21 protein-coding genes and 1 tRNA gene are annotated in these 23,996 nt (G+C 63.7%); 5 read left to right on the top strand and 17 right to left on the bottom strand.

Annotated features, from left to right (window positions below; translation table 11 throughout):
* Positions 1-140: 140 nt before the first annotated feature.
* Both VM780_RS16240 and VM780_RS16235 read left to right on the top strand, forming a co-directional pair.
* Positions 141-695: a peroxiredoxin gene (locus tag VM780_RS16240; RefSeq protein WP_325449227.1), complete on the top strand. Its 555-nt coding sequence runs from the start codon at positions 141-143 to the stop codon at positions 693-695.
* Positions 696-777: 82 nt separating this feature from the next.
* Positions 778-1,323: a carboxymuconolactone decarboxylase family protein gene (locus VM780_RS16235; RefSeq protein ID WP_325449225.1), complete on the top strand. Its 546-nt coding sequence runs from the start codon at positions 778-780 to the stop codon at positions 1,321-1,323.
* Positions 1,324-1,375: 52 nt separating this feature from the next.
* On the opposite strand, the gene VM780_RS16230 is transcribed toward VM780_RS16235, so the two are convergent.
* From VM780_RS16230 to VM780_RS16200, 7 genes are all read right to left on the bottom strand, one after another.
* Positions 1,376-3,196, bottom strand: coding sequence for a calcium-binding protein (locus VM780_RS16230; RefSeq protein ID WP_325449223.1), 1,821 nt, complete (start codon positions 3,194-3,196; stop codon positions 1,376-1,378).
* A 172-nt stretch (positions 3,197-3,368) separates the two neighbouring features.
* Complete coding sequence (obgE, locus tag VM780_RS16225; protein ID WP_325449221.1) at positions 3,369-4,415, bottom strand: GTPase ObgE; 1,047 nt, start codon at positions 4,413-4,415, stop codon at positions 3,369-3,371.
* A gap of 39 nt (positions 4,416-4,454) precedes the next feature.
* Complete coding sequence (locus tag VM780_RS16220; protein ID WP_325449219.1) at positions 4,455-5,630, bottom strand: GNAT family N-acetyltransferase; 1,176 nt, start codon at positions 5,628-5,630, stop codon at positions 4,455-4,457.
* Positions 5,631-5,758: 128 nt separating this feature from the next.
* Positions 5,759-6,034, bottom strand: a complete 276-nt coding sequence (gene rpmA, locus VM780_RS16215) for a 50S ribosomal protein L27 (protein ID WP_325449218.1) — start codon at positions 6,032-6,034, stop codon at positions 5,759-5,761.
* Between the two features lie 23 nt (positions 6,035-6,057).
* The gene (rplU, locus tag VM780_RS16210) at positions 6,058-6,378 is read right to left on the bottom strand and encodes a 50S ribosomal protein L21 (RefSeq protein WP_325449216.1); all 321 of its coding nucleotides are present in this window, start codon (positions 6,376-6,378) and stop codon (positions 6,058-6,060) included.
* Positions 6,379-6,524: 146 nt separating this feature from the next.
* Positions 6,525-7,043 carry a prolyl-tRNA synthetase associated domain-containing protein gene (locus VM780_RS16205; RefSeq protein WP_325449214.1) on the bottom strand — a complete coding sequence of 173 codons (519 nt, stop codon included), beginning with the start codon at positions 7,041-7,043 and terminating at the stop codon, positions 6,525-6,527.
* Between the two features lie 126 nt (positions 7,044-7,169).
* Positions 7,170-7,901, bottom strand: a complete 732-nt coding sequence (locus VM780_RS16200; RefSeq protein WP_325449212.1) for a hypothetical protein — start codon at positions 7,899-7,901, stop codon at positions 7,170-7,172.
* A 370-nt stretch (positions 7,902-8,271) separates the two neighbouring features.
* Here VM780_RS16200 and VM780_RS16195 point away from each other — a divergent pair.
* Positions 8,272-8,346 (top strand) — tRNA-Gly (locus tag VM780_RS16195).
* 680 nt (positions 8,347-9,026) lie between these two features.
* Here the strand turns inward: VM780_RS16195 and VM780_RS16190 are convergent.
* The 8 genes from VM780_RS16190 to VM780_RS17605 all read right to left on the bottom strand — a co-directional run bounded on the left by VM780_RS16190 (position 9,027) and on the right by VM780_RS17605 (position 20,099).
* Positions 9,027-9,749, bottom strand: coding sequence for a SprT family zinc-dependent metalloprotease (locus tag VM780_RS16190; protein WP_325449210.1), 723 nt, complete (start codon positions 9,747-9,749; stop codon positions 9,027-9,029).
* Positions 9,749-12,844, bottom strand: coding sequence for a type I restriction endonuclease subunit R (locus VM780_RS16185; protein WP_325449208.1), 3,096 nt, complete (start codon positions 12,842-12,844; stop codon positions 9,749-9,751). Before VM780_RS16185 ends, VM780_RS16190 begins: the two co-directional genes overlap by 1 nt.
* Positions 12,837-14,048 carry a hypothetical protein gene (locus VM780_RS16180; protein ID WP_325449206.1) on the bottom strand — a complete coding sequence of 404 codons (1,212 nt, stop codon included), beginning with the start codon at positions 14,046-14,048 and terminating at the stop codon, positions 12,837-12,839. Before VM780_RS16180 ends, VM780_RS16185 begins: the two co-directional genes overlap by 8 nt.
* Positions 14,049-14,077: 29 nt before the next feature.
* Positions 14,078-16,555, bottom strand: a complete 2,478-nt coding sequence (locus VM780_RS16175; RefSeq protein WP_325449204.1) for a class I SAM-dependent DNA methyltransferase — start codon at positions 16,553-16,555, stop codon at positions 14,078-14,080.
* A gap of 810 nt (positions 16,556-17,365) precedes the next feature.
* Positions 17,366-17,986 carry a hypothetical protein gene (locus VM780_RS16170; protein WP_325449202.1) on the bottom strand — a complete coding sequence of 207 codons (621 nt, stop codon included), beginning with the start codon at positions 17,984-17,986 and terminating at the stop codon, positions 17,366-17,368.
* A complete protein-coding gene (locus VM780_RS16165) occupies positions 17,979-19,007 on the bottom strand; it encodes a ParA family protein (RefSeq protein WP_325449200.1) in 1,029 nt (342 codons plus the stop codon). Before VM780_RS16165 ends, VM780_RS16170 begins: the two co-directional genes overlap by 8 nt.
* Before the next feature lie 111 nt (positions 19,008-19,118).
* Positions 19,119-19,766, bottom strand: coding sequence for a hypothetical protein (locus tag VM780_RS16160; RefSeq protein WP_325449198.1), 648 nt, complete (start codon positions 19,764-19,766; stop codon positions 19,119-19,121).
* A gap of 135 nt (positions 19,767-19,901) precedes the next feature.
* Positions 19,902-20,099 carry a helix-turn-helix domain-containing protein gene (locus tag VM780_RS17605; RefSeq protein WP_414652838.1) on the bottom strand — a complete coding sequence of 66 codons (198 nt, stop codon included), beginning with the start codon at positions 20,097-20,099 and terminating at the stop codon, positions 19,902-19,904.
* A 65-nt stretch (positions 20,100-20,164) separates the two neighbouring features.
* Between VM780_RS17605 and VM780_RS16155 the strand changes: the two genes are divergently transcribed.
* Together VM780_RS16155 and VM780_RS16150 are read left to right on the top strand one after the other, a co-directional pair.
* The gene (locus VM780_RS16155) at positions 20,165-21,001 is read left to right on the top strand and encodes a hypothetical protein (RefSeq protein WP_325449196.1); all 837 of its coding nucleotides are present in this window, start codon (positions 20,165-20,167) and stop codon (positions 20,999-21,001) included.
* Positions 21,002-21,043: 42 nt separating this feature from the next.
* A complete protein-coding gene (locus VM780_RS16150) occupies positions 21,044-21,592 on the top strand; it encodes a hypothetical protein (protein ID WP_325449194.1) in 549 nt (182 codons plus the stop codon).
* Positions 21,593-22,433: 841 nt separating this feature from the next.
* Here VM780_RS16150 and VM780_RS16145 read toward each other — a convergent pair.
* Together VM780_RS16145 and VM780_RS16140 are read right to left on the bottom strand one after the other, a co-directional pair.
* Positions 22,434-22,634, bottom strand: a complete 201-nt coding sequence (locus VM780_RS16145) for a hypothetical protein (protein ID WP_325449192.1) — start codon at positions 22,632-22,634, stop codon at positions 22,434-22,436.
* On the bottom strand, positions 22,627-23,853 hold the full coding sequence (locus VM780_RS16140) for a site-specific integrase (protein WP_325449190.1): 1,227 nt from the start codon (positions 23,851-23,853) through the stop codon (positions 22,627-22,629). The genes VM780_RS16145 and VM780_RS16140 overlap by 8 nt, the downstream gene beginning before the upstream one ends.
* Between the last annotated feature and the right edge of the window lie 143 nt (positions 23,854-23,996).

The following is a 23,996-nucleotide window of genomic DNA, read 5'->3' as shown; positions in this document are numbered from 1 at the left end:
AACCGATACCGCGCTTCTGTTTTATCGACTGGATCGCAGGTCGCGCGCGTGCGAGGCCGGAGGGGCGAGCGGCTGGCGGCTGCGCGACCCCAAGCGCGCGGCCCGCCGGAGAGCCTCAGGACCTTTTCCGGAGCGGAAACATGCTGGGCATTGGCGACAAGCTTCCCGAGTTCACCATTACGGGCGTCAAGCCCGGCTTCAACAATCACGAGGAAAACGGCGTCTCGGCGTTCGAGCCGATCACGGCCGAAAGCTTCCCGGGCAAGTGGAAGGTGATCTTCTTCTACCCGAAGGATTTCACCTTCGTGTGCCCGACCGAGATCGCGGAATTCGCGCGGCTCGCCTCCGACTTCGACGACCGCGACGCCGTGGTGCTGGGCGGCTCGGCCGACAACGAGTTCGTCAAGCTCGCCTGGCGGCGCAACCATGCCGATCTCGACAAGCTGCCGATCTGGTCCTTCGCGGACACCCGCGGCGACCTGATCGACGGCCTCGGCATCCGCTCGGCCGATGGCGTGCCCTACCGCTACACCTTCGTGGTCGACCCGGACAACGTGATCCAGCACGTCTACGCGACCAACCTGAATGTCGGCCGCGCGCCCAAGGACACGCTGCGCGTGCTCGACGCGCTGCAGACCGACGAGCTCTGCCCGTGCAACCGCCAGGTCGGCGGCGAGACGCTGAAGGCCGCCTAATCGGCCTGACGTCGCCTGCCCTCCCCGCGCCCGCCGGTCGGCGCGCGGGGCTCGGCATCCGCACACCCATGAGGACATTGTCATGTCGATCGAAGCGCTGAAGCAGGCGATCCCCGACTTCGCCAAGGACGTCCGTCTCAACCTGTCCTCGATGGCCAGCGACGAGACGCTCACCGACCAGCAGAAATACGGCCTGTTCGTCGCCTGCGGGATCGCCTCCCGCAACACGCAGCTGCGCGACGCGCTGCTCGGCGAGGCCGCGCCGAAGCTTTCCCCCGCCGCGCTGGCCGCCGCCAAGTCGGCCGCCGCAATCATGGGGATGAACAACGTCTACTACCGTTTCGTCCACCTCGCGGCGAACAAGGACTACCAGTCCATGCCGGCGAAGCTGCGCATGAACGTCATCGGCAACCCCGGCGTCGACAAGGTCGACTTCGAGCTCTGGTCGATCGCGATCTCGGCCATGAACGGCTGCGGCATGTGCATCGACGCGCATGAGGAGACGCTGCGCAAGGCGGGCGTCACCACCGACAGGATCCAGACCGCGGTGCGCTTCGCGGCGATCATCGCTTCCGCGGCGATCGCGCTCGAGGCGGCCGACGCCAGCGCGGAAGCGCTCGCGGCCTGAACGGCTTGCGGACAGCCCCGGCCGGCTCGGCCGGGGCTGTCCCCGCGCGACCTCAGACGACCACGAAATCGGCAGCCGTGACGGCGGCGTGGTTCTCCAGGATCGCGAAACGAACGGCCGCATAGGCGCCTCCCGTCCCGTCGCGATCGAAGAACAGCGCGCCCGTCGCCTGATCGTAGATGATGCGGTCGTCGGAATCGTGCGCCGCCGTGCCGGCGTAGAACGCGTCGGCGGCAAGCGCCCCTGCCGCAAGCCCCACGAACACCCCGTTTTCCAGCCGGATCGTATCGTCCGCCGCCACGAAGTCGGTGATGGTGTCGACGTTTGAGGCCTTGAGGGCGGTCGTGAACGCGAAAGTGTCGGCGCCCGCCCCGCCGGCGAGGCGGTCGTTGCCGCCGCCGCCGTCCAGCACGTTCGCCCCCGCGTTACCGAACAGCCGGTTGTCGAGGCTGTTGCCTGTGCCGTTGATGTTGGCCGATCCGGTCAACGCAAGGCGTTCGACGTGCTGCCCTGCGAGCGAAAAGGTGACGGAGGAATAGACCCGGTCGAGCCCCTGGTCCTGGGTCTCGACGACCCGATCGCCGACATTATCGACATAGTAGTCGTCGTCGCCGAGGCCGCCGGTCATCGTGTCCGCCCCGGCGCCGCCGTCGAGGTCGTTCGCGCCGGCGTTTCCAGTCAGCCGGTTCGCCTGAGAATTGCCCGTTCCGTTGATGTCGCCCAAGCCGGTCAGGACCAGATTTTCGATATACTGCCCGGCGAGCGAGAAGGTGACGGAGGCGTTCACCGTGTCGACGCCGGCGACGTTCGCCTCGATCACCACGTCGCCCGCATTGTCCACATAGTAGGTGTCGGCGCCATCGCCGCCCTCCATGCGGTCCGCGCCTCTGCCGCCGTCCAGCGTGTCGTTTCCGGCGAGGCCGTAGAGCTTGTCGGCCCCGGCCTGGCCGCTCAGCGCGTTCGCTCCGCCGTCGCCGCGTAGCGTGTCGGCGAAGCCGGAGCCCGAGACGTTCTCAAAGCCGACATAGGTGTCGCCATAGGCCCCCTCGTCGGCGAGATTGATCGTCACGCCAGTTGTCGCGAACGCAAAATCGAGCGTGTCGTTGCCATCGCCGCCATCCAGGAAGTCGATTCCGGCGCCGCCGCTGATCGTGTCGTTCCCGCCCCCGCCGCCGATGGAGGCGCCGTCGTTCCCGGCGATCAGCCTGTCGGCGCCGCCGCCGCTGATGATCGCGCCGCTGACCGTTCCGCCGCGCCCGTCGAAGAGATTCCCGCCGGAGCCGGCCAGCATGACGTCTCCCTCGACATGGCCGGAGTTGCGGAACGTCGTGCTGGCGTTGCCAAAATAGGAGTCTCCCTCGATCGTGCCGCTGTTGGTGAGCTGGATTGTCCCGCCGCTAGACACTTGGATTGCGTAGGATGAACTTCGTAACGTTCCGGAATTCGAGATGACGACCCCAGACGATCCGGAGCAGAATAGTGCGCTCGATCCACTGGTCACTGCACCGGAATTCGAGAAGTACGTGCCATCTGCAGCAGATATAGTAACTCCCCAACCATTTACAAATATGGCACCGTCGTTCACTATGTTTGAAAAATCGCCAGATGTCCATATTCCGTTGTAGCCGAAGATGTGTCCTGACGCAGCATTCCAGATATAAGACGTTAATCCTGAAGTCGTTATGCCGCCGCCAGCGTTGATAGTCCCGTTGTTCTGGACCCAGTTGAAGCCGTTGCTGCCCATGTTGACGCCCGAATAGCCGGCGCTGGTCGTCAGCGTCACGCCCTCCTCGATCGTGAGGTGCACGTTTGATCCGCTGATCGTGTAGCCGTCGGCGTTGCCGGCGTCGTAGTCGCTCGAGATGATCGGCATGAGCACAGACCTCCTGTGAGACCCGCCATAAGGCAAGATCAGAGGCTAGGCGCGTAGAATAGGGCTGTCGACTTCTTAGATGTTATCAGACGACCAAGAGGCCGGCGCAGAAGATCAGCGCAGGCGGACGCCCCCCAGGTCTCGGCCAACCAGGGCGCACCCCTCAGCGATGCTAGGGCCGCCAGGCTTCTTCCGCGATCTTCGGCATCGCCTCGGCGGCCTCCTGCTGCTTCGCTTCGTCGATGACGGCCAGCAGCCGACGCAGCGTGTCCTCAACGGCCTCGCGCGACAGCGAGGAGAGCGCGATCGGCGTCTGCTTCGCCGCCCGCTTCAGGCGGGCGAGCTGTTCCTTGCGCAGCTCGGGCGAAAGCGCGTCGGCCTTGGACAGGGCGACGATCTCGGGCTTGTCCGTAAGCCCGCCGCCATAGGCCTCGAGCTCCCGGCGCACCACCTTGTAGGCCTCGCCGGCATGCTCGCAGGTCCCGTCGACAAGATGCAGCAGCACGCGGCAGCGCTCAACATGGCCGAGAAAGCGGTCGCCGAGGCCGACGCCTTCATGCGCGCCTTCGATCAGGCCCGGAATGTCCGCCATCACGAACTCGCGGCCGTCGACGGCCACGACTCCGAGATTCGGGTGCAGGGTCGTGAACGGGTAGTCGGCGATCTTCGGCTTGGCCGCCGACACCGCCGCCAGGAAGGTCGACTTGCCGGCGTTCGGCAGGCCCACAAGGCCGGCGTCCGCAATCAGCTTCAACCGCAGCCAGACCCAGCGCTCCTCGCCCTCTAGCCCCGGATTGGCGCGCCGCGGCGCCTGGTTGGTCGAGGTTTTGAAGTAGGCGTTGCCGAAGCCGCCATTGCCGCCCTTGGCGAGCACGATGCGCTGCCCGACCTCCGTCAGATCGGCGAGCAGCGTCTCCTCGTCCTCATCCAGCACCTGGGTGCCCACCGGCACCTTCAGCACGACGTCCGCGCCGTTCGCGCCGGTGCGGTTCTTGCCCATGCCGTGGACGCCGGTCTTGGCCTTGAAGTGCTGCTTGAAGCGGTAATCGATCAGCGTGTTGAGGCCGTTGACGCACTCCACGATGACGTCGCCCCCGCGTCCGCCGTCGCCGCCGTCGGGGCCGCCGAACTCGATGAACTTCTCGCGCCGGAACGACACGCAGCCCGCGCCGCCGTCGCCGGAGCGTACGTAAATCTTGGCCTGGTCGAGGAATTTCATGGTCCGTCCAGTCGTTTCGGCGTCGCCGCCAGAGATGATCTAGGCCCGTTCGGCCGGGCGCGACAGGGCGCCGGCCGGCGCCTCAGTCGCGCTTCCGGTCCGGATCGCCGCCGCGCCCCAGGCCTTCAGCGAGTAGAACACGTCGCGTTCGAGCCGGAACCGGTCGACCGGCACGGAGCCGCCCGACGCCTGGGGCCGCATGTGGCCCGCGCCGGACCACTGAAACCCGCAGCGCTCCAGAACGCCGCGCGAGGCCGGGTTGATCGGCCGGCAGCAGGCCTTCACAGTCGCAGCCCCGGTCGTTTCGAACGCCGCCTCCAGCGCCGCCCGGGCGGCCTCGGTCGCGAGACCGACGCCGCGATGGTCGGCGCCCAGCCAGTAGCCGAGTTCGACCTCGTCGGCGCCGGCGTCGCGCCAGCCGATGCCGCCGATCAGCGCGCCGCTCTCCCTGAGCCGCATGCAGAAGCTGGCGTCGGCCGGAAAGCCCCGCCGCAGCGCCTGAAGCACGAAGGCGCGCGCCTCCTCGGGGCGGCGCACACGCGGGGTCGCGGCCGTGGTCAGCGGCAGCCCGCCGTCATTGGCGAGCGCCGCGATCTCGTCGGCGTCGGCCATCAGCGGCGGCCGCATCACGAGCCGCGCCGTCTCGATCGTCGGCCGCCCGGCCGCCCAGGCCTCGCGCTCGAGGTTCATGGCGACCAGGCGGACCGGCTCGGCGCGGGCCCGCGAGCGCGTCTCCACGACGCCGGCCGGCTTGAAGCCGAGTTTTCTGAGCACCGCGGCGGAGGCCGCGTTATCGACGAAATGACCGGAGACGATCTTCTCGATCGCAGTCGCGGCGAAGGCGAGATCCACCAACGCGCGCGTCGCCGCCGAGACGATCCCCCGCCCCCAATGGGCCCGGACGAGCCAATAGCCGAGCTCGGGAAAGCCCGCCGTCGCGTCGATCGCCACGCAGCCCGCAAAACTGTCTTCGACCCAGAGCCCGGCGCACAGCATGTGCGGCGAGGCGGCCGGCCCCCTGAGGAACACCGTCGCGTCCTCCGCCCCGTAAGGATGCGGCACCGCGACGAGGTTCTTGGCGACCTCGAGGTCGTTCAGCCCGGCCGCCAGCGCCGCCGCGTCGGCGGGCGCGAGCCGCCTGAGGCGGACGCCGGGAACCCTGGTGAGGCAATCCTCGGCGAGCAGGCCGTCGTCGAACGCGATGCGCGCGGACATGGAAACCAGACCCTGAAACGGCGACGGGGGAGAACGGCGTCCCGTCTCCCCCGTCGTCCTGGACCTTCGGTCCAAAATCCGCCGCCGGAGGGTCAGGCGCCCGGCGGCTGCGTCGCGTCAGCCTGCCGTCATTCCGCAGCTTCGGCCGTGACGGCCGGGGCGACGTTTACGTAGGTGCGGCCGTTCGCCTTGGAGACGAACAGAACCTTGCCGGTGACGGTGGCGAACAGGGTGTGGTCCTTGCCCATGCCGACATTGGCGCCAGGGTGCCACTTCGTGCCGCGCTGGCGCACGATGATGTTGCCCGGAATGACGTTCTCGCCGCCGAACTTCTTGACGCCGAGGCGCCGGCCTTCGGAGTCGCGGCCGTTGCGCGAGGAGCCGCCTGCCTTCTTGTGAGCCATCTGGTCTCTCCTGCCTCAGCCGTTCAGTTCTTCGCGCCGTCGAGGCTCACGATCTTCACGATCGTGTAGTCCTGGCGATGGCCGCGCTTGCGCTTGGAGTTCTGGCGACGGCGCTTCTTGAAGGCGATGACCTTCGGGCCGCGCGCGTGCTCGACGATCTCGGCCGCGACCGAGGCGCCGGAGACGAGCGGCGCGCCGATCATGACGTCGTCGCCCGAACCGATGGCGAGGATCTCGCCGAAGGTGATCTTGGAGCCGACGTCGCCGTCGAGCTTACCGACGGTCAGCACTTCGTCGGCGACGACCCGGTGCTGCTTGCCGCCGGTCTTGATGACTGCGAACATTTTGAAGTTCCTGTGTTCGATCCGGGCTCCGGGGAAGGCCCCTGGCGCGGCTTTTTGTCAGCCTGGGATTTGTCCCAAACGGAAAGGCGCGGACGGGAGACCCGCCGCGCCGATCGCGCGCTTCTACAGGATCGGACCTTTCCGGGTCAATCCCCGGCCTCGGCCACGGCCGGGTCCGCGAACGCTCCCACCATCGGCTCATGGCCCGTCGCCCGCAGGAAGCGGACGAGGTCGCCCGGCGCGATCGCCGTGGTGGCGGTGTTCTCGAGCGGATGGAAGTTCACCATGTCATGCGCCATCAGCGCGGCGTCGAGCGCGACCGTCACGCGCCCGCCCGGGTCGTTGATCGCGCCGAACGGCGTCACCGAACCCGGCTCGACGCCCCACACCTCGCGCAGCTGCTGGGCTGAGGCGAAGGACAGCCGCCCCTGGGCGCCCAGCTTCTCGTGCAGCCGCTTCAGGTCGATCGCGGCGTCGTCCTCAGCGCTCAGCAGGAACAGCCTGCCCTTCCTGTCCTTGAGAAAAAGGTTCTTGGACTTGCCGCCCGCGATGCGGCCCCTGAGCTCCGCGGACTCGGCGACCGTGAAAACCGCCGGATGCTCGATCGTGCGGGTCTCGACGCCGAGCGCCTCGAGATAGCCCATCAGCTCCGTCCGCGTGGCCATCTGTCCCCCGTGCAAGCCGCTCCGCATAGCGCAGCCGCCGAGGGGCCGGCAATCCCGGCCGGCGAAGCTCCGCGGAGCCGCAGGCCTGGGCGACGGAGCGCGCAGCCTCGTCGCCAGGGCGCCGGTTCACTTGACCACCGCCGGCTCCACGCGCGCTCGGCCCACGTCGCCCCCGGTCGCCTGCCGCAACGCGGCGGCCATCACGTTTCGGCAGAAGGTCTCGGTGAGGATCGGGTTCGGCCCGTGCGACCCGATCCGCGTTCTGTCATGACCGCTGACGCAGGCGACCAGCAGCGTCGACAGAGTCGATTTGCGCGCGTCGATCGTGGCGGCCGCGACGGCCGCCGGCTTGCCGTCGGAGCCGAGCTCGGCCCGGCCGCCGCCGACCAGCGCCACCAGCAGATGGCCGTACTGGCTGAGGATCACCGCATAGGCGTCATGCCCGATGACGCCGTTGGCGTAGCTCTGGCAGGCGGCGTAGAGCCCGTCGCGCAGCGCGAGCACGGCCGCGGCGCGGCCCCGGCCCTCCGAGACCGTCTCCACCGCCGAGCCGTCGAGCGCCGCCGCTCCGCTGAAAGGCGGCGCGGCCGCTGCGGCGCCGACGACGGCGTCGGCGGCAGGCTCGGCCGGAGGCGCGGCCTTGTTCACCGCGACCGCGATCTTCCGCGTGGCGTTCAGCGCGACCGCGTAATCGGGGCTCGGCTCCGAGCAGACCACCGGCTGGTAGCCAGGCCGCGTCCGCTCCGTCACGAGCCGCAGCGAACCGGTCGTCGCCAGCGCCTGAGTGGTCCCGAAATCCGCATGCGCCACGCGCTGGTTCGCCGAACTGCATGCGGCCAGCACGGACGCCGCCAGCATGGCCGGCGCAGCTCTCCAGACATTCATCGTTCCCCCCTTGCAGCCCCCGGCTCGACGCGCCTCTCCGCCGCTTAAATTGCGGCGACTGAAGAATACAATTTTAAGTTTAGTTACGGACCGAGGGGTCGCGCAACGGCATTTTCTCAAGCCGCGCCGCGCGCTGACGCGCGGGGGAGCGCGTAGCGTCACGCCGCTCGACGCGGCTTCAGCCTCGCTAAGGGTCTTGAGCAAGCGCCGCCCCCTCATCATCCGGTCTGCAGCGCGTCTTGCCAGCCGAGCGGCGCGACCGGCGGAATCCGCCTTGCAATCCCGATCGCGTTGCGGCATAGAGCGCGTCTCGCGGGCGACCCACCCGTGGGACGGACTTCAAGCGGGTGTAGCTCAGGGGTAGAGCACAACCTTGCCAAGGTTGGGGTCGAGGGTTCGAATCCCTTCGCCCGCTCCAGTTCTCAGACTGCCGAAAAGCCGCGGATCGCTCCGCGGCTTTCGTCGTTTCTGAGCCGCGCCGCGGAGGTGCGGCTCACGCGCTTCGAGACCGTGGTTACAGCTCGGTTACAAGGCCGGCCTGTGCGGGCGATATGAAGTCGCGGCGTCGCGGGAGTGCGGCTAGGTCTAGCCGCCTCGCCTGCTTCTGACCCTTTGCTGACATTGAGGATGTCCGCTTTGCGGCCTTTACCCCCGCGAGCGGTCATCCGAAGCAGAAAGTCAGGAGAAATCCGGACAGCTTGCACCCCGTCAAACGGGACCCCAGAGCCGCGGCACTTCAACATGAAGGTGCTTATGGCGCCGATCCTGACGTTAACCGCTCAGACCTTTGCGGTGGTCTCATGGGCTGGCGAGCATCTGGCATCCAGCACCGCGTCGCGACGGCCGAGGCGACGCAGCTCGTCCACACCACAGATGCAGCGAGCCGAACGGCGATCGCCGCGCTCCTGACCAAGCCTCAAGGGCAACACGCAGAACCCGGAGGGCAGCGTTAGCTTGCTGAACAGATCATCGAGCAGCACGCGGATGTGAAGGCGATACGGACAACATTGTGAAGCCGCCGGCGCGACAAATCGATCGAACGAGTCGAATGCCAGCCTCCATCAGGCACGATTGATCCTCATGTGACAACGTAGGAGCTCATCGTGCCACAGGCCAGCTCTCGGCAGATAACGGTAGTTCATTCAGTTCGGATCGGACAACGGACCAGTTAGGATATAGTCGATCTAGATGCTCAAAGAATGCACTCGTGTGCTTGGCCTCGATTAGATGTACTATCTCATGCACGATCACATATTCTAGCATGTCGCGCGGCTTCTTGACCAGCTCCGTATTAAGCCGGATTGTTCCTCGTTGCGGGTTGCAGCTCCCCCATTTGGTTTTCATCCTCTGCAGAAAATACCCCTGGACCTTGACGCCAATTCGACCCTCCCACTTTCGGATTAGCTCCGGAACCGCCTCGTGGAGAAGCCCCAAATGCCATTCGTGAATGATGCACGCGCGCTGGTCCCGCGTGGTTCCAGGCCTCACCTGCAGGTGGATCGTCCGGTGATCGATCTTGATCGTCGGCTTTTCGTCCCGCTCGGCCAGCTTCAATAGGTGCCGACGGCCCCAGAGATAATGGGTTTCGCGCCCACGGTATTGACGGGGCGCCTCGCGCGCTTGCTTTGCGAAACGGTCGCGCTGCTGCCTGATCCAGCCGATGCGGGTGATCGCGTAGGCCCTCGCAACATCTAGTCTCGTTGATGTCGGCGCAACAAGCGTGACGCGCCCATCCGGCGGATGGACAGACAAATGGACGTTCTTGACGTCCTTTCGCGTCACGCTGATCGCGATATCGCCAAGTTGGATCAGCTCGGCCATCAATACCCCGGTTGGTTCTTGATGATCTCGAACATCGCCAGAGTCGCTTCGCGATCGCGATTGAACAGCGGAAACAACACGTTCTTGACCTCGCGCTCTCGAACCGCATCGCCTTTCCAGCCAGCGGGAGCGTATTCGCGCACTGTTCGATCGATTTCCAGCGCCAGATTGGCTATGGCAGCGTCATCCGCCGGGCACACGAAACCGCTTGCGGGTATCGTCGCCAGATTGTTGAAAATGACGCCGGCCTCGCGATTGCCATGAAGCGCAGCCGGAAGACCATCTCCGGGCGTGCGTGCCGCCAACCGCTTGATCAGATCCTCGGCATTCCGGAGGAATTCTTCATACGCCTCCGCGTTCTCGCGGCTTCGCCTGATAAGGTCCTCCAAGAGCCGGGACATTTCATCGAAGAAGCGTGGATCGGTCAGCTGATCGCGGGTAATCGTCTTGCGAATGTTGTTGATGATGCCCTCGGCAACAGCATTCTTTGAGAGCTTCCCCTTCTCGTTCAGTTGCTTGGCGATGGCATCGTGGATGCCCGTCTCAATAATCGCCTGCGTCAGTGAAACGTTGGAGAGGCTTCCGAGAGCCTGCGCCGGATCGGCCTGGATATAGGTGTTGAGAAGGTGCCGCATGTCTGCCTCGTAAGGCTTGATGTCGAGCTCTTCGCCGGAATGTTTTTTGATTGCCGCACGGAGGTCGGTGTAAAGCTCCACCTCGCGCAAGATCCCGACTTGGGCGGAGGCATCATATCCGGCCTCGGTCAGGTTCTGGACGACAGCAGCATAGGCCCGGACGAACGACGCCACCGCTTTATAGAAGGATATCCGCAGCGCCTCCGTTTCATTGAGCGCATTCGGGTTGGCGGCGTCTCCGCAGAAATAGCGGAGATACTGCTCGACCTCCTTCGGCGGCGGTACAGGATCACATAGATAGACCAACGCCTCCCGTGCGGCATCGAGGCGGGCCTTGCCTTCTTCTAGCCACCCCTTGATCTCGACGTTGTTGTCGCCGCCGTTCCCTTGATCGATGTCGAGCTCGTCCGAACTGTAAACCGCAATGGCGTGCTGGACGTTGCCGAACAACTCCTTGAAATCGACGATGTGGCCATAGCTCTTGTCGTCGCCGTCGATCCGGTTGGTCCGGCAAATCGCCTGGAAGAGCGTGTGATCGCGCAGCTTGTCGTCGATATAGATGTAGGTGCAGCTGGGCGCGTCAAAGCCTGTGAGCAATTTCGAAACGACGATCAGCAGCTTCGTGTTCGCCGGCTCTTCTATGAATCGCCGCTTGATCTCGGTTTCATAGGCGGTCGTGCTCTGCCCGCCCTTCAAGACCGACTTGGTATAGGTGTCATACTTGTATCGCTCATCGCTGTTCGCCGGTTCCCGCGAGATCGCGTTGTGGTTCGGCTCGAACGAGGTGACGATCCCGACATGCGGGCCGAGCCGCGTGTTCTGAAACTCGCGGAAATACTCGCAGGCGTCGCGGATTGAGGACGCGACGAGAATGGCGGTGCCGCGATCGTCGCTGAGACGCGGCTTCAGATCGAAGTCCTGAACGATCTCGGCCACGATCCGGCGCTTGCGTTCGGTCGCGCTGAGCAATTCCTCCATGGTGGCCCAGCGTTTGCGAAGCACCGCTTTCTGAAAATTGTTCAGTCCCTTCGTCTTCTTCTCGAACCATGCGTCGATGGCTGCCGGGCTCGTCATGCGCTGAGGCACGTCGCGTGCTTCGTACTTCAAGTCCAGCACAACCTTATCGCGCACCGCCTCCTGGAACTTGTAGGTGTGGATATAGGTGCCGAAGACCTCGCGCGTCGTCTGCTTGTCCTTGGCCAGCAGCGGCGTGCCGGTGAAGCCGACGAAGATCGCGCCTTCCAGCCAGCGCTTCATCTGCTTGTTCATGTCGCCGCCCTGGCTGCGGTGGCATTCGTCCACGAACACGTAAAAGCGGCCGGTTACTCGTGGCGGCGGGCCGGAAAGATCGGTTGAATCGAACTTGTGGATCAGAGCGCAGATCAGCCGGGGCGATGGCGCGCCGAGCCAGCTGACGAACTCATCGCGGCGGCTGACGCGGGGCGACGGCGCTTCCGAGCCGATCACGCCCGCGTTGCGCATCACGCCTTCGATCTGCTTGTCGAGCTCGTCGCGGTCAGTGACGATCAGCACGCGCGCGTCGGGCTCGTGTTCCAGAATCCACTTGGCCAGCAACACCATCAGGATGCTTTTGCCGGAGCCCTGCGTGTGCCAGATCACGCCGCCCTCGCGCCCGGCCAGGCGCTCCTGCGCCAGCTTCACGCCGGTGAACTGGTGATGCCGCGGCACCTTCTTGATGCCGGCGTCGAAGATCACGAAGTTGCGGATCAGGTCGAGCAGCCGTTCCTTGCGCAGAAGCTGGCCCACCGGCCGGTCGAGCAGCGCGCCGGCGGGAAGTTCGCCTTCGGGCGGATTTTCGTCGCGCCACTCGACGAAAAGGGTTTCGGGCGTGCCGATGGTGCCATAGCGCAGACCCTGGGCATCGCTGCCGGCGAGGAGAAGCTGCGCGGTGGCGAAAAATGGCGCGTTGAAAATCTCGTCCTGATTGGAAATCAATTGGCGGACGCCATCGCCGATCTCGACCGCGGCGCGCTTCAATTCGATCACCGCGATGGCGAGCCCATTGAGATAGACGACAAGATCGGGGCGCCGTTCGTGCCCACCCTTCAGCGTCACCTCTTCCGCGACGGCGAAATCATTCGCCTCTGCGTTCTCCCAATCGATCAGGTGCACCTTCTTGAAGGGCGCGCTGACCGAGGTTTGCACGTCCACGCCATAGCGCAGCAGCGTGTAGGTCTTGAGGTTCGCCTGATAGAGCGTCGTGCCGGTGACCTCGATTGCCTGCATCAGGCGGGTGAGCGCGGCATCGATCTCGGGCTTGGAATATCCGCGGGCGGTGAGGTTGGCGCGCAAAAGCTCCGGTTCGACGCAGCGGTTGTTGGCCCGCGCCGACCAATCGCCGAGTGGCCGATAGCCAAGACCGCCCGCTGCTTCTGCCTGAGTGATGAAGGCGGCAAGGCGGTTCTGCGTGACTCGTTCGCTGCGAGGGCGTTCAGGCATGCGCGGCCTCCTTCGTCTGTGGCGCCGCATCGCGCCGAACGGGCAAGCGAACCCGCCCGGTCAGCAGCGCCTGCATCATCGCTTGCTTGAGCGCACGGGTCTTGTTGAGACGAAGTTCAAGCGCTGAGATTTCAAGTTCCATGTCCGACAAAACGCGCGCAATCGCGATCTGCTCGTCTGTTTCGGGCAGCCGAAGCTCGGCGCTGGCAATATGCTTCCGATTGGTCGCATAGACCTTTGTGCCGGCTGCGAGGCGGCGCAGATGCGTCGTGAACGCAGGGATGAACTGCAGGTAGCGCTTGAAGCCATCCCCAAGAACGGACTTATCGAAGCGTGCTGCGATCGTGTGCTGACCGGAAACGGCTTCAATCCCATTGGCACCCACAATCTCCAGGGACTTGCCGACACCGTTCAAGTCCTCGGACGCGTCGACGAAAACGACATCGCCATCTTGGAGACGCGTAAGCCCAGCCGCCGCCGACGAAGGAAGGCGAGGCATATCGGCATTGCTCAGATCGAGGCAAAGATCTGCCGATACATGGATATCTCCGTAGTGGAGATATCGGACCGGATCATCGAGCGTTAGCTGAGCTCGCGATTGAATACCGTTCTTCAAGAAGGCCACGTGATCGCCTAGCCGCTTCTCCTCCCACGCAGCCGTGAAGCCCGGCAGGCGGGTTTGCCCGGTGAGAAGGCGCTGCATCGCGCCCTGCCGCAGGTCGCGCTTCTTCGCGATCAGCCGCGACAACGCCGCGATCGACGCATCCACGTCCGACAGCGCTTCCACGATGGCCTTCTGCTCGGGAAGAGGCGGGGCCTGGAAGATGCGCTCCTTCAGGAACTTGAAGTGCCGATTATACCCGGTCGACTCCACAGGTCGCATGGAGAGCGCCAGCGCATGGAAGGCGGCCATCTGGCCTTCCCTAGCGGAAAGTATCTGTGTTCCGTCTGCGCCTACAATAAAATCATGTTTTACATGCTTCACTATGCAGGTGTGATCACCAAAGACTACAACACCGCCTTGTGGAACACGGAACACTCGGTCGCTACGATCCGAGTAACCCACCACAGACTCTTGTCCTTGGTCGACAACCGGAAACGAGCCAGAAGCTTGATATTCTGTCGTCTGGACCTGGAAGTTTTTTGCAGGACTCTTGCGAAGGACCTCATGAAACGGAAGTGTGTCCCATTGCTCGGGGATCACGCCGATTTCGGTCCTCTTGTACCCAGGCCTTAGTTCCATGTGGCACCTATAGCCTTGAGATGGCCAGCGACACGCGCGGCGAGGACTTCAACATCGTCCTGCAGGTTCGGCAGCGGTTTCTCGTAGCGTTCTGCGAGCGCCCGCACGCGGGTTGTCAAGGCCTGCGCTACGCGCGCGACATTCCTGCCCACCCGTGCTTCGATCGTCGCCAACCACTTGTCGGCGACGACGAGGGTCTTCACCTCGTCGTCGGTCAACGCGGCATAGCGGGCGTGAACCTTGGCGTAGAGCTTTTCCTCCGCCGCCTTGCGCTTCTTCTTCGTCTCATCGAGATCGTCGATCAGCGCCTGATAGGCGATTAAGGCCTCGCGCTCGTCCGCCAGATCGGCTTCGCGCCCGATTTCCTTCAGCCGCGCCTTGATGGCCTTCGCCGTGATCTTCTGCTTTTCGCCTTCGCCCTCGATCACTTCGGTCAGCAGACCGTCCTCGCCCGCGCCCTCTTCCAGCGCCTCAGTCATCTTCTGTTCGAGTTCCGCCAAGCGGGCGTCTAGCCCATCGAGCGCCGTTTGATCCGCCGGGAAATAGCGGGTAATGATCAGCCTTGACGGCACAAGGTCGGACGTGAACCGGCGCTTGCCGATCTGATAGTCGCCCGGCTCGGGCCAGACGAGCTTACTCTCCTTGTTCTTGCGCTTGATGATCTCGCGTGGCGCGGTGCCCGCCGCCCAGCCGACGGCGGCGATCAGATAGGCGTCGTCCTGCATCGTGTCGGCCCAATAGTCCATCAGGTGCTGATAGACATCGTAGGCATCGACGAGCGGCGCCTTGCGGAAGGCCTCGAGCAGATCCTCGGAAACCGCTTCGATGAACTCCTTCGGATGGCCATTCAGTCCGAAGGCGCGGGCGGCGGCATCGGTGCGGGTGCGCCAGGCGGCGAACACATGGCCGGCGGCTTTCGTGAACGCCTGGAATTCCGCGTGGCCTTCAATCGCCGCCTTCACATCGGCCACGGGCAACGTGAGGAAGAGGTAGCCAGGACGCAGGTCCGCGAAAAGCTGGCCACGCAGCGAGGGCATCAGCTTCCACCAACGGGCAAGCGCGTCGATATCCCGAGCAGGAATGCCGCCGTTCAAATGCCCGTCGATGTCCTGGATATCTTCGACCTCTGAGCTGTCGATGTAGCGCGACAGGCTCAGATTATAAGCGTTCTTGGGGTCGGCGATCTCGTCATGCGGAACCATACGGGCATAGCCCGACACATCAGCCGCGCGGGTGAATGTATCGACGATCCGATGGATGTCCTGCTCACGGAGCCTGTTCTTGGCGCCGTCTTTTCGGAACCCCTTCGAGGCATCGATCATGAAGATTCCGCGCCGGGCTGCGGCATTTTCTTTGTCCAGCACCACGATGCAGGCGGGAATGCCGGTGCCGAAGAACAGATTCGGCGGCATGCCGATGATGCCCTTCAGGTAACCCGACTTGATCAGCGCCTCTCGGATATCGGCTTCGGCGTTGCCTCGGAACAGCACCCCGTGCGGCAGGATGCAGGCCGCTTTGCCGGTGCCCTTCATCGAGCGGATGATGTGGAGCAGATAGGCGTAATCGCCTTGCTTGCGCGGCGGCGCGCCCCAGCTGAAACGGGCGTGTGGATCGCGGCCGGTGTCGATGCCGTTCGACCACGCCTTGTCCGAAAAGGGCGGATTGGCGACGACATAGTCGTAGGTGCGCAGGCGCTCGCCATCGAGAAACTTCGGGTTGGCGAGCGTGTTGCCCGCGACGATCCTGGCAGTTGGGAAATCGTGCAGGATCATGTTCATGCGGGCGAGACCGGCTGTGGTCACGTCCTTCTCCTGCCCTTCAAGTGTAATGCGCTTCCCGGCCTCGGCAGCCACCTTCAGCAACAACGATCCTGAACCGCAGGTGGGGTCGTAGGCGGTTGTGCCACCGACCGTGTTCCTTGGCGATATCCCAATCACCTTGGCGATGATGCGGCTGACCTCTGAGGGCGTATAGAACTGGCCCTTACTCTTGCCGCTCTCCGTCGCGAAATGGCGCATCAGATATTCATAGGCGTCGCCCAGAATGTCGTCGTGATCCGCCCGGTTTTTCGAGAAATCGAGATCCGGGCTTTCGAAGATCGCGATCAGGTTAGTGAGCCGCTCGATTCGATCGTTGCCTTCTCCGAGTTTGTTCGGATCGTTGAAATCGGGAAAGTCGGTGCGGGCGAGGCTTTCGTTGCTGTCGACAAGCGGCTGGATAATCTGGGTGTTGATCAGGTCGCCGATGTTCGGATTGCCCTTCAGGGCGATCATGTCGCCGAAACTCGCCCCCTTCGGGATGGTGATCGGCGGTTCCAGATCGTCGCTGTTCGCGTACTTGTCCGAGACGTACTTGATGAACAGCATGAAAAGGACGTAGTCCTTATACTGGCTGGCATCCATGCCGCCGCGCAGTTCGTCGCACGACGCCCAGAGAGAAGAGTATAGATCGGACTTCTTGACTGCCATTCCGCCGGCTCCACAACGGGAGCAGCGCTCGCGATCATCGTTGGCTTCGATTCGCTCCCCCCTTAACAGGACAAGCATAGACGGGGTCATCGAAAAGGCGAAACGCCTTCAGCGCGCCGCGCTCATCGCCAACACACGAGCCACTCGCTGCGGGTCGATCCAACCGGGCGGTTCGCGAGTAGCGAGACCACAGAATGGTGCCGTTCGCCAATCTGGTACGAGACGAGGCGATGCGCTTCGAACCTTAAATCCGCCCGACGGTCGTCAGACCAGCACGCTCGACCGAACCTTGTGAGGCCGGCGTCAACGCGTGCTTCATGAGCCATGAACCCGATTCAGATAGCCGACGCTGCTCGCCGACGCGAAGCTCCGGTGTCGTATCTGGCTCCGGTGTCGTATCTGGCTATGGTCCGCAATTCCTGGCTGAGGCGGCTCGGAGCAGACCTTAATAAGATGCGGGAGGGGCCGGGAACGGGCACAACCCAGTGCCGGCCCACGAAGGTCCGCTTTTAAGACGGTATCTGATCTCCGCTCCTGGCGCCAAACCGACTTTTCACCACATTCTCGTAAGGAGCTCGGCGTTCGATCCTCGGAGGGGCTACCGAACCTCAGTCCTTTACGGTGGTCGGTGGTCCGAGTCCACCCGCGGTCGCCAGGATTTCCTTCTATTCTGAGGGCTTCCCCACGGAGTCCAGCGGCGCTTCTATCTCCTGCCGAATGAGAAGGAAAGGGACACATAAATCCCGCCAGGCCCCTTGCGGCACAAACACTTCCAACGGATTCCCACCGGACGACCGCGCGTCGGCTAGACTAGGCGACTAGACCAACGATGGAACGCCCGCACAGCAAAATGAAGTCGGTGATGTCGGCGCTCTCTGCCTTCGTCAGCTCGCTCTTCGTGTTGCTCAGGGGATCCATGTCGGATTCGTGAACGATCGCGTTCCGGCGCGTCGCGATCAACTTGAGCTTCGTCGCCACAGTGCCCGCCGGTAGACCCATCGCGGCGGCGATCGCTGCCCACTTATGTTGCTCGGGCCAGATAAGGGCGAGGCCCGATGCGACGTTGTCGGGCTGTTGGAAGGAGATGTAGCCGAGTTTCGTTGCGACCTGTCGCTCAAACAGCAGCTCTTTGGGTGGGATCGCCGGGGCGACCGTCGCGGCTACGAGGGAGCCATGGAATTCCAGTGAAATTGTCTCAGCCAGATATTTAGGAGTCGGCTGGCGAACGCCGGTGAATATCTCCAGCATGCCAATTCGGATGATGTCGTGCATCAGCTTGTCAAAGGCACCAACCGCGTACACAACCTGCGCGCGAAGTAAATCCTCAAATGGATACGGCACGCGCACCTGAGCTGATAGGTATTCGTACAACGATGTCAGATGCTTCGCCTCGCCGACGCTCGTCTCAAAAACTGCGAGCGCGTCACGCATGCTCAAGGGCGTTGGCTATGTTGTCGGTTATCTGTTCAAACTGAGCGCGGAAACGATTTCGGCGTTCGATGGCACCCGTCAAGATCGGCCCCGTTTCATTGATTTCCGCGTCGGTGATCTCGAAAATCGGGACGCCTGCATCGTTGGACTTGGGCAAAAGGCCTTGGAAGTCAGGGATTTGGCCAAGGCAATATTTGCTCTCCAACAGTGGTCCGTACGCCTCCGCGGGCAAGGTCATCCCCTCCTTCGCGAGCGCGTCGAAGAACCCGTTCGAGATGCGGTCGTTGATTTCGTCGATGTTGTCTCGATAAGGCCGTGCCGCCCGACCGTTCCGGACGTTGAAGCGCTGAATGAGGCTGCCAACGAATTTGGGAGTACCCGCAGGCAACGGATAGGCTGATGCGGCGAATAGATCAATCGCGCTCCGCTTCCACTTTGACCACCGCGGTAGGATTGTCTGAAGCGTGTCTAGGGCCATGAGGGAGAACGGATCCGGGTTTGTTGGGATGATGAAGGCGTCCGAGATCAGAAAGAGGTTCTGATTGATAGCGCTCAGCCCCGGGTTCAGGTCGATGATCGTGACGTCGATCCCGTAGCGCTCCTCAGTGAGCCTAAGGAGCTCAGCGAAAGCGCCCGGTAAGTTCTGCAGCGTCGTGATCGCATTGTTCGATGTCTGCGCAAAAGTCAGCGCCGCATCGTACTCGGACAGGTTGGCGTGTCCGGCCAAAAGGAAAAGGCCAGGCGCTCGCAGCGGGCTCTTGCATGAGACCGCAGCGATCGGCACAGGCTTTCCGTCGAAGGTTGCTGAAACGCCGTCTTTTATATTCTGGAGGCGAGTGTCCTCATCTAGGTAGTATCGCTCGAAATCGTCTCTCAGGATCAAGCCTGTCAGGTTGCACTGAGGATCTGCGTCTACAAGCAAGACGTTCCTGTTCTTAGATAACATCCAGCCGATGTTGTATGCCGATGTAGTCTTGCTTACCCCACCCTTGTGGTTGAAGACGACCATTCGCTTCGACATGGCTGACGCACTTTCTGACGTTCAAGGGCACGCCGCGACTCGTGCTGAAACTCACAGTTGAAAGTATCCCCGCCCCGCGATCAACGCCCAAGGGCGCTGGACAGCGATCCTTCAACAGGATAGCGCATCTTTGACTGCTGCCGCGATCCGCTCACGTTCCTCGCCGTGCAGCATCGTCGCAGCCCTGTTGGTGGCGGGCGCGTGAAGGCTCCCAAAGCTCACGCCTTCCTTTAATCCCCAGGTTCGGCGCGCCCTCAGACAGACGACGACACGCTCCCCCCGTTCAGCCTGCTGAAACAGGACTTCCTGCGCCCAGGACAACACCACTCTGCTCGACGGCAGAGCGGTCAACATGTGGTGGTCTTTGAATTCCTTCGACTTATAGGCACCTGCGTTCAACACCGCGACCCGGCTGCGCACGTTGTCGTATTCGATCCCGAACTGCCTCAGGATGCCTCTCGTCCAATTCACTAGGGGACCATGTTCCTGAGCGGTTGGCAGGTCGGCCCCGCCAGTCCGCTGGTGGGCGTAGTAGGCCTGGCCCTCTGGTGAACTCGCATGATCCAAGTCTGTCTCACGAAAACCCGGAGACAGCGCCAGCAGTACGACTGGCGCTGTCTTGAGCGGGCCCTTGCAGAAGGCCGGCAGCGCCCCGAGCTCGAACCGATTCTGCGCTCGGTGAAGGACTTTCTCGTCGTCCGGATGCCAATGCGCCTCGCCGGGAACATCCGCCCAATAATCAAAGATGTCACTCGCCATGCGTCACTCTATCGGATGTCAGCGGACGCTACCTGTCGTCATCCGGTTTAAGGAAGGGATCAATATAGCCCCGCTCAAGCATCGCTGTGTTGGGAATCGTCCGTCAATCGAGCTGCGTTGTGGTGCGAAGTGGTCCTACCCCTCCGCTTGGCGCATCAGCGCATAAGGGTCAGCCCCGATCGCGCGTCCGAGCTCGATGAACTCCGCCGCATCGAGACGCCGCTCACCTAGCTCCACCTTTGAGATAAACGACTGACGCTGGCCAACGCGTGTGCCGAGCTCGGCCTGCGTAAGTCCGTGGGCCCTCCTTGCCTCGATCAAGAGTTCGATCATCCGCCGGTACGTTTCTGATCGGATGGAGCTCACGTCGCGCCGCCGGTTGAAAAGCCGGCGGCTCAGTGACACCCGAATTTCGGATACCCCAAAATAGGGTATTCGATCAGTGTGCCTCGAACGCAGTTCGATTCGAGGCGGCCGTGAAAGAGCAATATGTCGGCGACATCAACGACTACCGAAAATACACCCTCCTTCGGGCCCTCGCGGACGGCGGGCGGCACCGCATCGGCGTCTGCTGGATGCTTACGCCGTCCGACGACAGCCCAGACGGCAACAAGCTGGGCTACCTGACGCTGCCCGAGCGCTACCGAGCCTTTGATCCGGAACTGTTCGACCTTCTTGGGGCTGTGGTTGGGCGGGACGGCGGACGTCGCCTCATCGCGATCGAGGAGTCAGGCGCGATCCCGAATGCGCGGTATTTCAACGCCGAGACGCCTGATAGACGCGAGGAACGCGAGTCTTGGCTGGACGAGGCCCGCCTCGCGTTAGCTGGCTGCGACCTGGTTTTCCTGGACCCGGACAACGGCCTTGCGGTCGCGTCCACCGCCAAGGGGCGGAAGAACTCCTCCAAATACGTGTTCCTGGACGAGGTGGCGACCTTCTACGCGGCGGGCCAGTCGGTGCTGATCTACCAGCACTATCCGCGCGTCGAGCGGCGAACCTTCGAGGCGGCCTGCGCCGCGAGCCTGAGTTCGATCGCCCCGGACGCGCAGCTCTGGCGGTTCGCGACCGGGCACGTCGTGTTCCTGCTCATCCTCCACCCCCGGGCGCCCGCCACCCTCGCGGCTGAGGTTGAGCGCGCGGCTTCACGCTGGCCAGACAAGTTCATCCACGGCGATCGATTAACGCCGGCCAGTTCAGTGAGCGAGCTTGCAACGGAGATAATTGATCGAGATTAGCCGACGTGATGTTTTCGTTTAGATCATGGGGGATCCATATACATGCGCAATATTATCATCGTCGCTGCCGTTGCGCTGACCGCCGCAGCCTGCGGGCCGACCGACCGAAAGGCGGTTCTGGAAAGCTCGACCGTCGGCGCTGTCCGGATCGCAGGACCGGGCGACACTGTCATGAACTTCCGGGTGTCTCGGCCGATGCCCAACGCTTTCGGCGGCGCGGACATCTTCGGGCGCACGACCAATGCAGGCCGCGTCGTGGTGCGGTTCCTCGGCAGTGAGGGAGGAACGGCCTTCTTCCAGCGTTCGGATCTGATGATCGAGAGCTCCGCCACCACCATGAACCAGACGCCGCTGATCGTGCCGCACACATCCCGGACGACGGTGACTGGAATGGTCGGCGGAACGCCGGTCTCAGGCTCAGCGAGTTCGATGGATTACAGCGTCATCGGCCCGCGCCCGACAACTGACGTCGCGACGACGACCGCCCCAATCCGGCTAGCCGTTCCGGCCGGCCAGAGCGTCACGGTCGAAGGCCATGTTCTGCGGGTCCTCAAGGTGACGGCGAACTCGGTCAGTTATCGCGTCGAGTGAATGCCAGCGCTCGAATTAGAATCGATGCACGCCGTCCTCACCCCTTGTTGCGACAACCGCGGCTTCCGCCGCGGCCTGCACCGGCGCATCCCTACGCACAAGCTCACCATACAGCGTGCTCGCGAACTGGGCTCCTGCACCTAGGACGACCCAGAGCGGCACCCCGATAGCCGTTCCCAGCGCAGCGATGCCAGCCGATTGACCGCCGAACGTTGCTAGACCGATAGCAGCTCCCGCCAGCCCGAACCGACTCGGCTTGCTACGCCGATCCCATCCGTGACGCTTGAGCGCCTTAGAGATGATCTTGATGGCGGGCCAAATCACCTTGACCCGCATAGTCGCCCTGAGCGCCTCCCGCGCCTTCCCCATAATGGGCAGCTCGGATGAGCGGATTTCCAGAAGCCTACGCAACCAAGAGCGTAGCTCAGCCCGATCCGCGAAGGGCACCGCGTCCGCGACAAGCGTCACGAGCTGTCGCTGCTCTGTGTCTGCTGTCACTGAGTTCCCCCCTGCCGTCCAACCACAAGCTTTAACAGAGGGTGCTGAGCCGCAAAACGGTCAATGACGCGAGCACCACCACCGAAGCCGCTCGGCTACGGCTGCGGCTAGAGCCTCCCGGGATATGTCGCGGCGTCTCCTGGGTCCCTTCCGCGTCTCCACAACAGCGAAACGGGGGAGGGTCGGCGCTATGCGCCGACGCGGCGCGGCCTATGTCAGCGTGCGGCCCGGCGGGCCGGCGGCGGCCAGCCCGGCGGCGCGGGCGGTGGGGGCTGCCCTGCCACCCGCAGCCGAGGACGTAGCCACCGGGCGGCGGCGCGGGGTCATGCCGCCGCAGCCCTGCCTAGCCGGCGGCGTAAAGCGTCTCGTGCTCCTTCATGATGTAGCCATCTGTCGCGCACGCCTTGAAGGCGCTGAGCGCCTCCATAAGCTCGCTTACCGGCACCCCGGAGCGAAGCGAGGCGGCCTCGACCGTCAGCAGCTCGATCGAGCCCGTCACGAGACACCTCACCTCGAGCAGCAGTTCGCCCGCTGCCTCAGCCATAGGCCTGCTCTAGCGCTGTGATGGCCGCCGCCCCTCCCCTTACCGCCTGGGTGTAGTGGCCGAGCGTCACGGTCGGGTTCGCATGGCCCGCGATCTGCGCCACGAGGCCGACCTCGATGCCCTGAGCCTGCAGCGTCGAAATGAAGGAGTGCCGCGCCGAATGGGGAGTCACATAGGGCAGCCCGAGCTGCTTGAACGCCGGCTCCCAATAGCGCTTGCGGAAGTTTTGGTAGAGGAGCGGCCCGCCGCCGCCGAGGCGCGGCTTCGGCCAGGGCTGAAGGCGGCCGGGGCCGGGGAAGACGCGATGAAGCTCCTTGCCCTTCCGCGGACACCGCACCCGCCAAGCGAGCAGCAGCTCGCGCAGCGTCTTGCCCATCGGGATCTCACGCGTCCCGGCCTCGGTCTTCGTCATCTCCGTCAGCGACCCGTCGCGCTCCTGGATGCGGCGGATCCGGATAAGGTTCTTGTCGAAGTCGACGTCCTCCCATAGGAGGCCGAGCTGCTCGCTCGGGCGCGTGCCGGCCAGGAAAGGGAAGGCATAGTAGACGCCCTGCTCGTCATCAGCCGCCGCTTGGATGATTTTGCGGATCAGCTCGCCGGTCAGGATCGCCTTCTTCGGCTTGTGGCGGGCGCGCGAGAGGCCTGTCGGCATCGAGGGCGCACGGACCTTAAAATCTTCCTCGGCGAGCGCGAGGATCGACTTCAGGTGCGCCTTCGCGCGGTCCGCCGTGTAGGTCCCGGTCTGCTCCGCCACCGTCCGATGCCAGGCGCGGATCGCCGCCGTGGTGAGATCGTTCAGCTTCACCTCGCCCAGCATCTTGAGGAAGGTCGCGCCCTTCGGCTTCGCGCCAGTCGCGGTGAAGTCCGCCCGTTCGCGACGCGAGCCGACCAACAGCGGGCCGCGGATCACGGCGCAGACTACCTTGTAGCCCTTGAGGGTCGTCGCTTTGACGTTCCCCTCGCGGTCGGCGAGCCAGTGATCGATGGCTTCCGCGACCGTCGGCACAGTCCGCTCGTCCACATAGGCTCCGGCCGCAACCTGGGTCAGGAGGTCCCGCTGCCGGGCTTCAGCGTCGCGCTTGCGCTCGAAGAACTGCTGCCGGCGGCGACCGCTGTTGGGGTCGATGTAGTTCAGCACATAACGGTCCTGAAGGACCGCCTCGCCGCTCTTGAGCTTCCGCTTACGCGTCCGCTTCGTGAGATTAATTGAGAAGTCCATTTCTGCATTCCTGAAGCTGTTGTTGCCGTAAAACGAAAACACGCCCGTGTAACCGGCACAATTAATCGCGATCTGCACCCAGATGTCGGCGGCGGCGGCCCAGACGTAACCACCACTGCAACCACAACCTGCCGAACTGGACT

This window comes from Hansschlegelia sp. (assembly GCF_035538955.1).
Classification (GTDB): domain Bacteria; phylum Pseudomonadota; class Alphaproteobacteria; order Rhizobiales; family Methylopilaceae; genus Methylopila.
This window is presented reverse-complemented; position numbering and strand designations above follow the sequence as displayed.